At 70.2% G+C, this 14,592-nt stretch carries 11 protein-coding genes; 3 read left to right on the forward strand and 8 right to left on the reverse strand.

Annotation, left to right across the window (positions count from 1 at the left end; genetic code table 11):
* Positions 1 to 33: 33 nt before the first annotated feature.
* Complete coding sequence (locus ACFWRT_RS14785) at positions 34 to 1,245, reverse strand: glycoside hydrolase family 64 protein (protein ID WP_380950997.1); 1,212 nt, start codon at positions 1,243 to 1,245, stop codon at positions 34 to 36.
* Between the two features lie 400 nt (positions 1,246 to 1,645).
* Here ACFWRT_RS14785 and ACFWRT_RS14790 point away from each other — a divergent pair, with 400 nt between their 5' ends.
* The 3 genes from ACFWRT_RS14790 to ACFWRT_RS14800 all read left to right on the forward strand — a co-directional run bounded on the left by ACFWRT_RS14790 (position 1,646) and on the right by ACFWRT_RS14800 (position 7,646).
* Positions 1,646 to 5,524, forward strand: coding sequence for an endo-alpha-N-acetylgalactosaminidase family protein (locus tag ACFWRT_RS14790; RefSeq protein WP_380950875.1), 3,879 nt, complete (start codon positions 1,646 to 1,648; stop codon positions 5,522 to 5,524).
* A gap of 263 nt (positions 5,525 to 5,787) precedes the next feature.
* Entirely contained in the window at positions 5,788 to 7,371 is a 1,584-nt protein-coding gene (locus tag ACFWRT_RS14795) for an acyl-CoA carboxylase subunit beta (protein ID WP_380950874.1), read from the forward strand.
* Positions 7,372 to 7,442: 71 nt separating this feature from the next.
* Positions 7,443 to 7,646, forward strand: coding sequence for an acyl-CoA carboxylase subunit epsilon (locus tag ACFWRT_RS14800; protein WP_380950873.1), 204 nt, complete (start codon positions 7,443 to 7,445; stop codon positions 7,644 to 7,646).
* Positions 7,647 to 7,713: 67 nt separating this feature from the next.
* Here the strand turns inward: ACFWRT_RS14800 and ACFWRT_RS14805 are convergent, their stop codons facing one another.
* The 7 genes from ACFWRT_RS14805 to ACFWRT_RS14835 all read right to left on the reverse strand — a co-directional run bounded on the left by ACFWRT_RS14805 (position 7,714) and on the right by ACFWRT_RS14835 (position 14,586).
* Positions 7,714 to 8,295, reverse strand: coding sequence for a GTP-binding protein (locus tag ACFWRT_RS14805; protein ID WP_014048542.1), 582 nt, complete (start codon positions 8,293 to 8,295; stop codon positions 7,714 to 7,716).
* Positions 8,276 to 8,929, reverse strand: a complete 654-nt coding sequence (locus ACFWRT_RS14810; RefSeq protein WP_380950872.1) for a DUF742 domain-containing protein — start codon at positions 8,927 to 8,929, stop codon at positions 8,276 to 8,278. The genes ACFWRT_RS14805 and ACFWRT_RS14810 overlap by 20 nt, the downstream gene beginning before the upstream one ends.
* Positions 8,930 to 9,019: 90 nt before the next feature.
* On the reverse strand, positions 9,020 to 9,433 hold the full coding sequence (locus ACFWRT_RS14815) for a roadblock/LC7 domain-containing protein (RefSeq protein WP_006127847.1): 414 nt from the start codon (positions 9,431 to 9,433) through the stop codon (positions 9,020 to 9,022).
* A gap of 10 nt (positions 9,434 to 9,443) precedes the next feature.
* Positions 9,444 to 12,704, reverse strand: coding sequence for a sensor histidine kinase (locus tag ACFWRT_RS14820; RefSeq protein WP_380950871.1), 3,261 nt, complete (start codon positions 12,702 to 12,704; stop codon positions 9,444 to 9,446).
* Between the two features lie 363 nt (positions 12,705 to 13,067).
* Positions 13,068 to 13,649: a GTP-binding protein gene (locus ACFWRT_RS14825; protein WP_014153856.1), complete on the reverse strand. Its 582-nt coding sequence runs from the start codon at positions 13,647 to 13,649 to the stop codon at positions 13,068 to 13,070.
* A complete protein-coding gene (locus ACFWRT_RS14830; protein ID WP_015611637.1) occupies positions 13,630 to 14,037 on the reverse strand; it encodes a DUF742 domain-containing protein in 408 nt (135 codons plus the stop codon). The genes ACFWRT_RS14825 and ACFWRT_RS14830 overlap by 20 nt, the downstream gene beginning before the upstream one ends.
* Before the next feature lie 135 nt (positions 14,038 to 14,172).
* Positions 14,173 to 14,586 (reverse strand): roadblock/LC7 domain-containing protein, encoded by a 414-nt coding sequence (locus ACFWRT_RS14835; RefSeq protein WP_006127850.1) that lies wholly within the window; start codon positions 14,584 to 14,586, stop codon positions 14,173 to 14,175.
* Positions 14,587 to 14,592 lie beyond the last annotated feature (6 nt).

Genomic DNA, 14,592 nt, shown 5'->3' on the forward strand with positions numbered 1-14,592 from the left:
CGAAGGGCACGCACCCGCTGGTCGCGACGGCCGTCAGGCCCCCACGCTCACCGTGAAGCGGCGCGGGTTCCCGTCGTGCGCCGCGCCCGAGACGTCGGGCTCACCGTCCGGGCGGACGTCGTCGTACGGGAACGCGTAGCCGATCGGGCTGTTGGCGTGGACCACGCGGGACCAGTGGTTGGTCACCGGCGTCCTGTAGTAGTCCGACACCGACGTGCCGTTCGGCTGGCTCGGGTGGCTCAGCATGATCGACCGGTTGAAGCCCGCCGCCAGCCGGGCCAGGATCGCCTTCTTGTCGTCGGAGTCGCCCGGGTTGTTGGTGAACGGCCCGTGGTTGCAGGTGAAGATGTCCTTCGACTCCGGCTTGGTGAACGTGTGGCCGCCCTCGAAGGTGAGGGTGTCACCGCTGACCCGGCCTGCCAGCGTGCCCCGGCCGCCCTGGAGGTCGATGCGCAGGTCCTCGGAGCGGTACTTCTCCCAGACCTCGTCGATCTGGGCGGCGAACAGGTCCCGGAACGGCATCTCGGCGGGCCGGTCGAAGTACGGCGCCATGATGTTCTGCGGCGAGACGACCCGCAGCACCTTGCCGTCGTCGCTCCGGGTGACCAGCTTGTCCCACGGCTGCCCGTCGGCGGCGGCCTGGGCGACGAGGTCCTCGGCGATCCGCTCCGCCGCGCCCTCGGGGTGCGGGGCCACGACATGCGTCCCGTCGCCCTCCAGCGTGATGCCGATGGGGAGGGCGGTGATCAGGTCCACGTAACTGATGTTGGAGTACAGCTGCTCGGTGTTGAAGGTGAACTCGGCGAACGCCCAGGTCCGCCCGTAGTTCGGGTCCGTCGGCGTCGCGAAGGCGGGCTCCACCAGCGAGGGGCCCGGGTTGAGGAAGAAGTCCAGCTTGTCGTCGCGGACGAAATAGACCCGCGCCCCGTACATCTGCGGCAGGGTCAGCACCACCGGGGCCGCGCCGGCGCCGTTGAGCGGGATGGCGCAGTCCACCGGGAGCGGGGTCTGCGGGGCGCCGGGGGAGTCGGGGCGGTACACCTCGCCGTTCGGCCGGAGCAGCACCCAGCGGTCGGTGCCCAGCTCGTGGCCGGTGACGTACGCGTGCACCGTGCCCGGCAACGACTTGTTCTCCAGGGCGATTTCGCAGGTGGCGGGCGCGGCCGAGGCACGCGGGGAGAGGGCGGTGCCCCAGGCGGGGTACGTCAGCGCGGCGGCCGACGCGGCGGCGCCGGTCAGGAACATTCGGCGTGAAATCACGAGGGAACTCCCGAGTGTGTGGGGGCCGCAGACAGGTCGTGGGGTCAGGTCGTGGGGTGGGGTGGGGAAAGACCGGACGGTGGGGTGTCTGCGGGAGTGCGCACCACTCTCGCCAGGGGTGCAGCGGCCGTCAAGACTTAGGGCTGAGAGCGCTCTCAAAAACTCCGGGTCTTCACAACTCGACGCCCGGAAGCGGTACTTGCCGGAACCGAGCGGGTGCGAACCGTGACTGTACGGAGGCGGCGGCGGCCAAAAGGTGAACGGGAAGCCGGTCGTGGCCGACGCCCAGGCCACTTGGACTAACGGACCACGGTTGTTGGACGGAGACGGCCCCCGGGACCGCCATGCGTTGACGGTGTCCCGACACGGCGACTACTCAGGGGCCATGTCGCCAAGATTCCCCTCCGCCGGCTCGGTCGCCGTCGCCTCAGCCGCCGTCCTGGCGTTCGTGGGGACCGCCCTCCCCGCCGCAGCCGCCGATCCGTCCCCCACACCACCGGCCGTGGCGGCGAAGCCCATCGGCTCCGCCACCATCGGCTCCCCCCACCTCACCGTCGCCGTGGCCGACGACTTCCCGCGCGTCCTCTCGTACACCGACCGGGCCAGTGGCAAGAGCCTCCTCGGCAGTACGCGCCCGGTCACCGCCGTCACCCTCAACGGCACCGCCCACCCGGTGAAGCTCAAGGCCGCGCCGAAGGTCGACGGCTCCTCCGCCCGCTACACCCTCACCTTCCCCGGCCTGCCCGGCGTCGAGATCGACGCCGCGCTCTCCGTCTCCGGCCGGACCATCACCTTCAAGGTGACCGCCGTCCGCGACACGGCCGCCTTCCGGGTGGGGACCATCGACATCCCCGGGCACGACCTCATCTCCGTCGGCTCCACCGATCCCGGCGCCGCCACCGCGTTCACCACGCTGGACCCGGACTCCACCCGTACCGCCGACGTCTTCGGAAAGGTCACCGCCGCCACCAAGCCCGACCCCGCCCCCGTCGGCGCCACCTACGCGATCCTCAACACCTCCACCCTCGCCGCCGCCGTCGAGTCCAACTCCTCCTACGACAAGCCCTCGGGCCCCACCGGCGGCGACGACGCCCGCCTCTGGCGCCAGGCCCGCACCGAGGCCGACGGAAGCGGAGTGCGGGTCGGCGTCAGCTCCGGCCAGTGGACCTACCGGGGCGAGGGCGCACCGAAGCCGGAGAGCGGCGAGGACCTGCCCTGGGCCAAGGTCGTCATCACACCGGACGCCAACGGCGACCGGGCCGTCGACTGGCAGGACGGGGCCATCGCCTTCCGCTCCATCGGCATCACCGCCCCGGGCAGCGAGGAGACCGCCGACCGGGTCGTCACCCACATCCCGTTCAACTTCGCCAGCCAGGCCACCCACCCCTTCCTGCGCACCCTGGACGACGTCAAGCGGATCGCGCAGGCCACCGACGGCCTCGGCCAGCTCGCCGTCCTCAAGGGGTACGGCTCCGAGGGCCACGACTCCGCCCACCCGGACTACGGCGGCAACTACAACAAGCGGGCCGGCGGGCTCAAGGACCTCAACACCCTCCTCAAGCAGGGCGAGAAGTGGGGCGCCACCTTCGGCGTCCACGTCAACGCCACCGAGTCCTACCCGGAGGCCAAGGCCTTCAGCGAGCAGCTCGTGGACAGGACCAAGCCCGGCTGGAACTGGCTCAACCAGAGCTACTACATCGACCAGCGCCGCGACCTCAACAGCGGCGACCTGGCCAAGCGCTTCCAGCAGCTCCGCGACGAGACCGACAAGAACCTCGGCTTCCTCTACATCGACGTCTACTACACGCACGGCTGGATCGCCGACAGGACCATCCGGTCCGTGCAGAAGCAGGGCTGGACCGTCGGCACCGAGTGGGCCGACAAGTTCGAACGCGCCTCGCTCTGGTCGCACTGGGCGAACGACCTGAACTACGGCGGGGCCACCAACAAGGGCCTCAACTCGCAGATCATCCGCTTCATCCGCAACGGCGAGAAGGACATCTGGAACAACCACCCGGTCCTCGGCCAGAGCGTCCTGGAGGAGTTCGAGGGGTGGACCGGCGAGACCGACTGGAACGCCTTCACCGCCGCCATCTGGCAGAAGAACCTCCCCGCCAAGTACCTCCAGCAGCAGCGGATCACCCGCTGGGACGGCAACGACATCACCTTCACCGGCGGAGTGCGCGGCACGGTCGAGGACGGCAAGCGGACCTTCTACGCCCAGGGCCGCAAGGTGCTCAGCGGGACCGACTACCTGCTGCCGTGGGACGGCGGGAAGAAGCTCTACCACTACAGCGAGACCGGGGGCACCAGCACCTGGGAGGTGCCCGGGAAGGGCCCCTACACGGTCTACGAACTGACCGACAACGGCCGTGAGAAGACCGCCACCGTACGCCCGTCCGCCGACGGGACGATCACGCTCACCGCCACCGCCGGACAGCCGTACGTCCTCTACCCGGACCGTGCTCCGAAGAAGGCCTCCGCCGAATGGGGCCAGGGCACCCCCCTCAAGGACCCCGGCTTCAACGACCGTGACCTCACCGGCTGGACGAAGACCGGCACGGTCGTACGGGACACCGACGACCAGGGCCGCAACAGCGCCGCCCTCTCCGGCACCGCCACGGCCGCGCTCTCCCAGCCCCTCACCGGCCTCAAGCCCGGCACCCGCTACACCGGCTCCGCCCTCATCGAGGTGGAGCCCGGACGGTCCCGCCGTACGGTGCTGAGCGCGGGCGGGATGTCCGTGGCCGTCGAACGCTCCACGGCCGAGGACTTCGTCGCCGCGTCCGACTGGCACGGCACCCGCTTCCAGCGCGCGAAGGTGAACTTCACCGCCCCGGCGAACGGCCGCACCACCTTCCGCATCGAGGCGGCGGCGGGCTCCCCGGCGACCGTCCGCGCCGATGACGTACGGATCGTCGAGAACGCCCCCGCGACCCGACCCGGCACAGTGGCGTACGAGGACTTCGAGGCGGTCGACCAGGGCTGGGGCCCCTTCCTCAAGGGCGACGCGGGCGGCTCCACCGACCCCCGCACCCACATCTCCCAGCTGAACGTCCCGTACACGCAGTCCGGCTGGAACGGGAAGCTGACCGACGACGTGCTCGGCGGCAAGGAGTCCCTCAAGTCCCACGAGGAGAACACCGGGCTCGTCTACCGCACCGCCCCCTGGACCGTCCCGATGAAGGACGGCCACCGGTACGCGATCGCCTTCGACTACCAGTCCAGCCACGCCGGCGCCTACACCTGGGTCGACGGCTACGACCGCGTCGCGGACGGCAAGGCCACCTCCACCGAGACCCGCGCCACGCCCATCGGGCAGCAGCGCACCACCGGCCGCTTCACCCAGACCCTCACCGCGGGCTGCGGCGACACCTGGACCGGGCTGCGCAAGCGGGCCGGAGCCCCCGAGGGCGCGGACTTCGTCCTCGACGGGTTCACCGTGACCGACCTCGGGCCCGCACCGGCCGGCCAGGAGGCGGTCTGCGGCACGCTCGGGGTGGCCGCCGACGCGGAGACCCTGGAGCCGGGCGCCCCGAACACCGTGAAGGCCACCTTCGGCAACGGCGAGGCGAGCGCCGCCACCGGAGTGAAGCTGGCGCTGACCGTGCCGGAGGGGTGGCGCGCCGAACCCGCCGGTCCGGTGGACTTCGCCTCCGTCGCCCCGGGCGCCGAGGTCACCGGTAGCTGGCGGGTGACCCCGCCGGTGGACGCCCCGTACGAGACGTACCAGCTCGGCGCTCAGGCCGCGTACGCCGTGGCAGGCTCCCCGCGCACGCTCGGCGCGCAGACCTCCGTACGGACCCTGCCGCCGCCGCCCACCAAGGACAGTTGGGCCAGTGACCTCGACTGGACGGCCTCCCAGAACGGCTGGGGGCCCGTGGAGCGCGATCAGTCCAACGGGGAGACCGGGACCGGCGACGGCAGGCCGCTGACCATCGGCGGGGTCGCGTACGCCAAGGGGATCGGCACCCACGCCCCGGCGAAGATCCGCTACTACCTGGGCGGGACGTGCACCTCCTTCACCGCCGAGGTCGGCGTGGACGACGTCCAGACCACGCGCGGCAGCGTGCGGTTCTCCGTCACCGCCGACGGGACGGAGAAGGTGACGTCACCGGTCCTGGGGGCCGCCGACCCGGCCTGGAAGCTCACCGCCGACGTCACCGGAGCGCGGTACGTCGAGCTCGTCGTCGACGACGGCGGTGACGGCAACGGAAACGACCACGCCGACTGGGGCAACGCCCGCTTCCACTGCGGAGGTTGAACCTCCGCCGCCTGGACGCGACGTGGCGGTGGAGCCGAGCCGAACAGCGCTGGTCCATACTGAGGGGGCCTTCGGGCCCCCTCAGGCGCATGTGGCCCACAGCACATCGCCCCTTTGTGGGCTTCCCACAACGTGGAGCGGCGTTTCGCTGGTGGATCGCGTGCCCGGCGGGATGGTTCTGTTCACACCCACCACGAAACCGGGCAGGAGACTGTACGGAGTCGACGGCACGATTTCTGGGTCGGGGTTCGTAGGGTCGATGCATGACCGTTGTGGACGAAACCCAGGGTGAGCCGAGCGACACGCGTGGCCGGGTGGCCGAACTGCTGGCCCTGCGCGAGGAGGCCCGGCGCGGCCCCAGCGAGCGCGCCACCCAGGCGCAGCACGCCAAGGGCAAGCTGACCGCGCGCGAGCGCATCGAGCTGCTGCTGGACCCGGGCTCGTTCAAGGAGGTCGAGCAGCTCCGCCGGCACCGCGCGACCGGGTTCGGCCTGGAGACCAAGAAGCCGTACACCGACGGGGTCATCACCGGCTGGGGCACGGTCGAGGGCCGCACGGTCTTCGTCTACGCGCACGACTTCCGGATCTTCGGCGGGGCGCTGGGCGAGGCCCACGCCACGAAGATCCACAAGATCATGGACATGGCCATCTCGGCCGGTGCCCCGCTGGTCTCCCTGAACGACGGCGCCGGCGCCCGTATCCAGGAGGGCGTCTCGGCGCTCGCCGGCTACGGCGGCATCTTCCAGCGCAACACGCGCGCCTCCGGTGTCATCCCCCAGATCAGCGTGATGCTCGGCCCGTGCGCGGGCGGCGCGGCCTACAGCCCGGCGCTCACCGACTTCGTCTTCATGGTCCGCGAGACCTCGCAGATGTTCATCACCGGACCGGACGTCGTCAAGGCGGTCACCGGCGAGGAGATCACCCAGAACGGCCTCGGCGGCGCGGACGTGCACGCCGAGACGAGCGGTGTCGCGCACTTCGCGTACGACGACGAGGAGACCTGCATCGCCGAGGTCCGCTACCTCATCGGGATGCTGCCCTCCAACAACCGCGAGAACCCGCCGACCGCTCCGAGCGACGACCCGGCCGACCGGCGCGGCGACGTGCTGCTGGACCTGGTCCCGGCCGACGGCAACCGCCCGTACGACATGCACCAGGTGATCGAGGAGCTCGTCGACGACGGCGACTACCTGGAGATCCACGAGCGCTGGGCTCGCAACATCATCTGCGCGCTGGCCCGCCTGGACGGCCAGGTCGTCGGCATCGTCGCCAACCAGCCGCAGGCGCTGGCCGGGGTGCTGGACATCGAGGCGTCCGAGAAGGCCGCCCGCTTCGTCCAGATGTGCGACGCCTTCAACATCCCGATCATCACCCTTCTGGACGTCCCCGGCTTCCTGCCCGGCGTGGACCAGGAGCACGGTGGGATCATCCGGCACGGCGCCAAGCTGCTGTACGCCTACTGCAACGCCACCGTGCCCCGGATCTCGCTGATCCTGCGGAAGGCCTACGGAGGCGCGTACATCGTCATGGACAGCCAGTCCATCGGGGCCGACCTCACCTACGCCTGGCCCACCAACGAGATCGCGGTGATGGGCGCCGAAGGTGCCGCCAACGTCATCTTCCGCCGCCAGATCGCGGACGCCGAGGACCCCGAGGCCATGCGCACCCGCATGGTCAAGGAGTACAAGGCCGAGCTGATGCACCCCTACTACGCGGCCGAGCGCGGCCTCGTCGACGACGTCATCGACCCCGCCGAGACCCGCGAGGTGCTCATCGCCTCGCTCGCCATGCTCCGCAACAAGCACGCCGACCTGCCGTCCCGCAAGCACGGCAACCCCCCGCAGTAGTCGCCCTCCCGCAGCGGCGCGATCCGCCGCACGGTCCACGACAGCCTGCCGAGAAGACGGAGACACCCCACATGAGCCTCACTGCCGCCGAGTCCGTCCTGCGCGTCGAGAAGGGGCACGCCGACCCCGAGGAGCTGGCGGCCATCACCGCCGTCCTGATGGCCCGCGCCGCCGCCCAGCCGTCCGCCCCCGCCCACCGCGGCCGCGACACGGCCGGCTGGCGCCGCCTGGAGCGCACGCCGGGCTTCCGCGCGCCGCACAGCTGGCAGGGCTGACCCGCCGCACGCCTTATGCGCGAAGGGCCCCGCACTCCTCAGGAGTGCGGGGCCCTTTCGGTACGTCCTAGCGCAGGCGCGCCATCAGGGCGTGCTCGACCAGCGTGATGAGCGCGCTCTTGGCGTCGGCGCGGTGCCGGGCGTCCGTCGTCAGGATCGGGGTGTCCGGCCCGATCTGGAGCGCCTCACGCACTTCGTCGGGGGTGTAGGGCTGGTGTCCGTCGAAGCCGTTGAGGGCGATGACGAAGGGGAGGCCGCTGTTCTCGAAGTAGTCGACGGCGGGGAAGCAGTCGGCGAGGCGGCGGGTGTCGACGAGGACGACGGCGCCGATGGCGCCGCGGACCAGGTCGTCCCACATGAACCAGAAGCGGTCCTGGCCCGGCGTACCGAACAGGTACAGGATCAGGTCCTGGTCCAGGGTGATACGTCCGAAGTCCATGGCCACCGTCGTGGTGGTCTTGTCCCCGGTGTGGGTCAGATCGTCGATGCCCGCGGACGCGGACGTCATCACGGCTTCGGTGCGCAGCGGGTTGATCTCCGAGACGGCACCGACAAACGTGGTCTTACCCACGCCGAAGCCCCCTGCCACCACGATCTTCGCCGAGGTAGTGGAGCGGGCCGCTCCGCCGCTAGAGCTTGCGAAGTCCACTGAGCACCCTTTCGAGCAGTGTCACATCTGGCTGGCCGCCGGCGGCCTCGTCGCCGCCGGGCTGATGGATAGCGACGAGTCCGGCCTCGGCCAGGTCGGCGACGAGGATCCGGGCAACGCCGAGGGGGATCGAGAGAAGGGCCGAAACCTCGGCGACCGACTTGATCTCGATGCAGAGCCGGCAGATCCGCTGGTGCTCGGGCAACTGCCCTTGCAGCCGGGACGGATCGGCCGTCGTGCTGACCAGCGCCTCGATGGCGAGCTGGTAGCGCGGCCGGGTCCGGCCGCCGGTCATGGCGTACGGGCGGACCAGCGGATTGTGCGCCGCCGGCTTGGCGGGCTCGGGGGCCCGCCGCTGCTGCACCGGCTGGACACGCTGCTGGTGCTGCTGCGGCGCGTCGTACCTCTGCTGTGGCTGCTGCTGGGGCCACGGCGAGCCCGGCTGCTGCTGGGGCCACTCGGACCCCTGCGCACCGTGGGCGCCGTGCTGCTGCTGCGGCTGCTGGTATGGCTGATATGCGTTCCCCGGGGCCTGGCCGCCGGATCCTGCGGGGTAGCCGAACCGGTTGTCACCGTGCTCACCCGGAACCCTCTGTTCACCCTCGTAGGGGTGTCCGCCTGTGGGTGCTGTCACGTTTCCTCCTCCGACTGCCGGTCGCCGATCCCAGTGGGGCCGCGCCACCGCACCTTATGGCGCGGTGGCGAGAAACGCACTGTCTGTCTACTAGTTAAGAAGACTTCCCTGAAGTTCGGCGCGGAGATCCGGGGTCAGGACACTGCCCGCGCGGTCGACCAGAAGTGCCATTTCGTACCCGACCAGACCGATATCGGCATCCGGGTGGGCGAGAACGGCGAGTGACGAACCGTCCGAGATGGACATGATGAAGAGGAATCCCCGCTCCATCTCCACCACGGTCTGGTTCACCGCCCCGCCCTCGAAGATCCGCGAGGCGCCCGCCGTCAGTGACGTCAGACCGGAGGCCACGGCCGCCAGTTGGTCGGCGCGGTCGCGCGGGAATCCTTCGGACATCGCCAGCAGGAGTCCGTCGGCGGAGACCACCACCGTGTGCGACACCCCGGGGGTGTTGTCCACGAAGTTGGTGATCAACCAGTTGAGATTCTGCGCCGCCTGGCTCATCGGGCTCACACTAACGCTCCTGGTTGTAGGTGGTACTGGTGTCCGACCCCGCGTTGCGTCCCCGCTGGACACCGCGCCGCAGCTTGCTCAGCCTGCCGCGGACGTCCTCGGGAGCGCGGGAGACCTGTGGGCCGCCCTGCTGGGTCTGCTCCGCCGTGCCCTCGACCAGGTTGGCCTTGGGCACGCGCCGGGGGAGACCGGAGGGGGTGATTCCGCCCGCCTTCGGCTCACGGAGCTTCTCGGCCCGCTCCCAGCGCTCGTCATTCGTCGAGCGCCAGTCATCGGTGCCGTCCCCGTCCGGCTGCGGGGCCTGCCGCTCCTGCTGCTGCGGCTGCCGCTGCGGAGCCGGAGCGGGCTGGTCGTTGCCGCGGCCGCTCGGCTGCCAGTGCTGCGCACCGCCACGGCGAGGCAGACCGGCTTCGGTCAGCTCGTGGCCGACGTTCGGGGCGGACCCCGGACGGTCGAAGCCTACGCGCTCCTGCGACGGTGCGGGAACGCTCGGAACAGATTCCGCCTCAGCCTGCCGAACCGGCTCAAAAGTGTTCTGCGAACCGCTCTGAACAGGCCAGTCGTCCTGGTGGGACTGGTCGGTCGGGGCAGCGTACCGGTCGGCGGCGTACGGGTCCTGCGGGTTCTCCGGAGCGGCATATGCCGCTTCCGCGTAGCCCTGCTGCGGCTGCGCCTGGGACCCGTTCGGCCCCTGCTGCTGCGGGAAGCCGTTCCCGGTCCCGTAGCCCTGCTGCTCGTAGGAGCCGGCGTACGGGTCCTGCTGCGGCTGCTGGGCGGGGTCCTGGGCGTACTGGTCCTGGCCGTAGGGCTCCTGCGCGTAGCCCTGCTGACCGTTGTACGCGTCCTGCCCGGCGTACCGGTCCTGCGCGTAGCCCTCCTGTCCGTAGCCCTGCTGCTCCGGGGAGCCGTCCGGGAACGGGGAGCCGGAGCCGGTCTGGGCCTCCAGCGCCGCCCGGCGCTCCTCGCGCATCAGTGAACGGTTGACCGGGTCCAACTGGCCCGGGTCTGCCGGGACCTCGTAGCGCGAGTCGTCGAAGCCGAGCTCCGCCGCCGTACGCATCTGGCCGTGCTGCGGCGCCGGTTCGAAGGCGCTCTGCTGCTCGGGAATGATCGAGGAGACGGTGAAGTCGTCCTGCCCGTGCCCGGTCTCGCCACCGCCACCGTGGGTGATCGCGTCCGGGAGCATGACCAGCGACGTCGTGCCGGCCTGCTCGCCCGAGGGGCGGAGCTGGACCCGGATGCCGTGCCGGTCGGCCAGCCGGCCGACCACGAACAGGCCCATGCGCTGCGAGACGGCGGCGTCCACCGTCGGCGGGTTGGCCAGCTTGTGGTTGATGTCGGCGAAGTCCTCGGCGGTGAGGCCGATGCCCTTGTCGTGGATCTCGACCATGACGCGGCCGTCGGGCAGCCGGGTCGCGGTGACCCTGACCTTGGTCTGCGGCGAGGAGAACGTGGTGGCGTTCTCCAGCAGCTCGGCCAGCAGGTGCACGAGGTCGGTGACGGCCCGGCCGTGGATCTCGGCCTCGGGGACGCCGGACAGCTCGATGCGCTCGTACGACTCCACCTCGGAGGAGGCGGCCCGCAACACGTCGACCAGCGGCACCGGCTGGTCCCAGCGGCGGCCGGGCTCCTCGCCGGAGAGGACGAGCAGGTTCTCGCCGTTGCGCCGCATACGGGTGGCCAGGTGGTCCAGCTTGAAGAGGCTCTCCAACTGGTCCGGGTCCGCCTCGTTGTTCTCCAGGTCGGTGATGAGGGTCAGCTGGCCCTCGATGAGCGACTGGTTGCGGCGCGAGAGGTTGGTGAAGATCGCGTTGACGTTGCCCCGCAGCATGGCCTGCTCGGCGGCGAGCCGGACGGCCTCGCGGTGCACCTGGTCGAAGGCGCGGGCGACCTCGCCGATCTCGTCCTGCGTGGTGATCGGGATGGGCTGCACCCGGGTGTCGACCCGGCCCGGGTCGGTGCGGGAGAGCTGGTCGACGAGGGAGGGCAGCCGCTGCTCGGCGATGGAGAAGGCGGCGGTACGCAGTTGGCGCATCGCACGGCTCATCTGGCGGGCCATGAGCCCGGCCAGGACGAAGGCGGCCAGCAGGGCGATGACGACGATCAGACCGTTGACGATGGCGTCGGACTTGGCGTCGGCGGAGATGTTCGCGGCCTCGTCCACCGCCTTGTCGACGAGCTCCTTCTCGACGGTCGCGTACCCCTCGAACTTGGCGGTCGCGGCGGCCATCCAGGTCTCCGGCGTGATGCCCTTCTTCGCCAGCTCCTCGGGCTCCTGGCCCCGGCCGATCTCCTGCACCATGCCGTCGAAGACCGAACCGTCGATGCTCGGCGGCGCGACGAAGGGCTGACCGGCGGCGTCGGCCTGCTCGCGGGCGGCCTTGAGCTGCCGGGCGCCCTCGGCGGCCTTGCCCGCCATGACCTGCTTGAGGCGGTCCACGTCGGCCTGGGTGCCACCGGCGTTGAACTCGGCGAGGGCGATCTGCTCCAGGTAGTTGTACGAGCCGAAGGCCTTGACCTGCTCGTCGTAGACGGCGGACTTCTTGCTCGGGCGCACCAGCAGGTGCATGCCGATCGAGCGCTGAAGCGATTCTGCAGCCTTGGACAGCTCGATCGCGTAGACGGTACGGCCGTAGCTGGTGACGTTGCCGGTACCGAGGCCGAGCTCGTTGGCGAACTGCATCAGCGAGTGCTGGACCTGGGTGTAGCCCTCTTCGGTCTTCACCGGGTCGAGCGCCTGCGAGTAGGCGGCCTTGCGCAGCTCGGGGAGCCCCGGCTCATCCACCTTGAAGAGCTTCAGGCGGCGCTCCAGACCCGGCTTGGCGGGCATGTCCTTCACCGCGGCGTCGAAGGCCGCACGCGCCTCGTCCGTGGTGGCCCGGGTCTCCTCGACGATGCCGGCCTCCCGGTCGCCGGAGAGCAGCGGCTGAGCAGTCCGGTCGCGCTCGTTGAGCAGGGCCTGCCCGTAGTCCGAGGCGGCGCGGACGATGCGCGCGATCTTCTCGGCCTCCTGGGCCTCGCTCCAGGTGTCGATGGACCCCTTCACCTGGAAGCCGCCCATGATCAGGCCGATGATGACCGGGATCAGGAGGATCGCGTTCAGCCGGGTGGCCACCCGCCAGTTGCGCGGGGAGAACCGGCTGGTGCTGCCACCGGCCGGCTCCGGCTCGGGCGCCTGTGCAGGGGACGCCGCAGCGTGCGACGGCGGGGTGAAGTTGCCCCGCTCGGGCTGCACCGCGGAGCCCTCGTTGCTTCGCCTCACTCGACCAACAACCTCTCGGCGTCGGCACCTACGTTGTGCCGGATCATTCGTTCAGGGCCGTAACTACTCGGGAGTTCGACGCATTGCAGCACGGGTGCGGGCCCCCCTCCAAACACTCGGAATCGATCATTCCGAGTGGCCCACGCCTCAGATAAAACGGGCATAAAGAGCGAGCCCCGTCAAAAGGCGGGGCTCATGTGAGCGCAGTGGCACCGGATGGATGCGTCGGGTGGTGGCGCGGAGCCAATTCTCTGTCGAAATGTTATGAACGCGGGGGCGGACCGTGTCAAACGACACAGGCCGCCCCCGCGTGACTACAACAACTTCCGTATGCCGAAAACGACTTACGCCTACTTGTCAGGACTACTTGAGACGTGCCATCAGCGCGTGCTCGACCAGCGTGATCAGGCCGCTCTTGGCATCCGCACGGTGCCGCGCGTCCGTCGTGATGATGGGCGCGTCCGGCCCGATCTGGAGCGCTTCGCGGACCTCGTCGGGGGTGTAGGGCTGGTGTCCGTCGAAGCCGTTGAGGGCGATGACGAAGGGGAGGCCGCTGTTCTCGAAGTAGTCGACTGCGGGGAAGCAGTCGGCGAGGCGGCGGGTGTCGACGAGGACGACGGCGCCGATGGCGCCGCGGACCAGGTCGTCCCACATGAACCAGAAACGGTCCTGGCCCGGCGTACCGAACAGGTACAGGATCAGGTCCTGGTCGAGCGTGATGCGGCCGAAGTCCATGGCGACGGTGGTCGTCGTCTTGTCCCCGGTGTGGGTCAGGTCGTCGATGCCCGCGGACGCGGACGTCATCACGGCCTCGGTACGCAGCGGGTTGATCTCCGACACCGCACCGACGAACGTGGTCTTGCCCACGCCGAAACCGCCCGCCACCACGATCTTCGCGGAGGTAGTGGAGCGGGCCGTACCGCCGCTAGAGCTTGCGAAGTCCACTGAGCACCCTTTCGAGCAGTGTCACATCCGGCGCGCCGCCGGCCTCTCCGTTGCCCGGCTGGTGGATGGCCACCATGCCGGCTTCCGCCAGGTCCGCTACGAGGATGCGGGCGACGCCGAGCGGCATCGACAGCAGCGCGGAGACCTCGGCCACCGACTTGACCTCACGGCACAGGTGGCAGATCCGCTGGTGCTCGGGGAGCAGCGTCCCCAGATGCGCCGGGTCCGCGGTCGTGCTGACCAGTGCCTCTATCGCGAGCTGGTAACGCGGCCGGGTCCGGCCACCGGTCATGGCGTAAGGACGAACCAGCGGCTGGTCGCCTCCCTCGTCGTACGACGCGTGGTGCAGTGCGCCGTACGGATCGGGTGAGGCGGGTGGCGGGGTCATGAATCCTCCGGGCGTGACAGCAGGTTCTCGGCTTGCCGTCTGCAAGGGGCCGGTGAGGGGACTAAGGCGGCCTGGCGGGTGAGGGTTGTGGGCATTACCTGGGGGGATCGTGTCGTGAATCCGCAGGACGGCCGCCTAGTGGAGCAGACTGCCCTGGAGTTCGGCGCGGAGGTCGGGCGTGAGGACGGTGCCCGCACGGTCGACCAGGAGGGCCATCTCGTAACCGACCAGACCGATGTCGGCGTCCGGGTGGGCGAGAACGGCGAGTGAGGACCCGTCGGAGATGGACATGAGGAAGAGGAATCCCCGCTCCATCTCCACGACGGTCTGGCTGACGGCGCCGCCCTCGAAGATCCGCGAGGCGCCGGCGGTCAGCGACGTCAGCCCGGAGGCCACGGCCGCGAGCTGGTCGGCGCGGTCGCGCGGGAAACCTTCGGACATCGCCAGCAGCAGGCCATCCGCGGAGACCACCACCGTGTGCGACACCCCTGGGGTGTTGTCCACGAAGTTGGTGATCAGCCAGTTCAGATTCTGCGCGGCCTGACTCATGGGGCT

The organism is Streptomyces cyaneofuscatus, assembly GCF_042718795.1.
Lineage (GTDB): Bacteria > Actinomycetota > Actinomycetes > Streptomycetales > Streptomycetaceae > Streptomyces > Streptomyces cyaneofuscatus_A.

Coding starts and splice junctions, on each gene's coding strand:
- ACFWRT_RS14790 (WP_380950875.1), top strand. CDS start 1,646: ATGTCGCCAAGATTCCCCTCCGCCGGCTCGGTCGCCGTCGCCTCAGCC.
- ACFWRT_RS14835 (WP_006127850.1), bottom strand. CDS start 14,586: ATGAGTCAGGCCGCGCAGAATCTGAACTGGCTGATCACCAACTTCGTG.
- ACFWRT_RS14785 (WP_380950997.1), bottom strand. CDS start 1,245: ATGTTCCTGACCGGCGCCGCCGCGTCGGCCGCCGCGCTGACGTACCCC.
- ACFWRT_RS14815 (WP_006127847.1), bottom strand. CDS start 9,433: ATGAGCCAGGCGGCGCAGAATCTCAACTGGTTGATCACCAACTTCGTG.
- ACFWRT_RS14795 (WP_380950874.1), top strand. CDS start 5,788: ATGACCGTTGTGGACGAAACCCAGGGTGAGCCGAGCGACACGCGTGGC.
- ACFWRT_RS14800 (WP_380950873.1), top strand. CDS start 7,443: ATGAGCCTCACTGCCGCCGAGTCCGTCCTGCGCGTCGAGAAGGGGCAC.
- ACFWRT_RS14830 (WP_015611637.1), bottom strand. CDS start 14,037: ATGACCCCGCCACCCGCCTCACCCGATCCGTACGGCGCACTGCACCAC.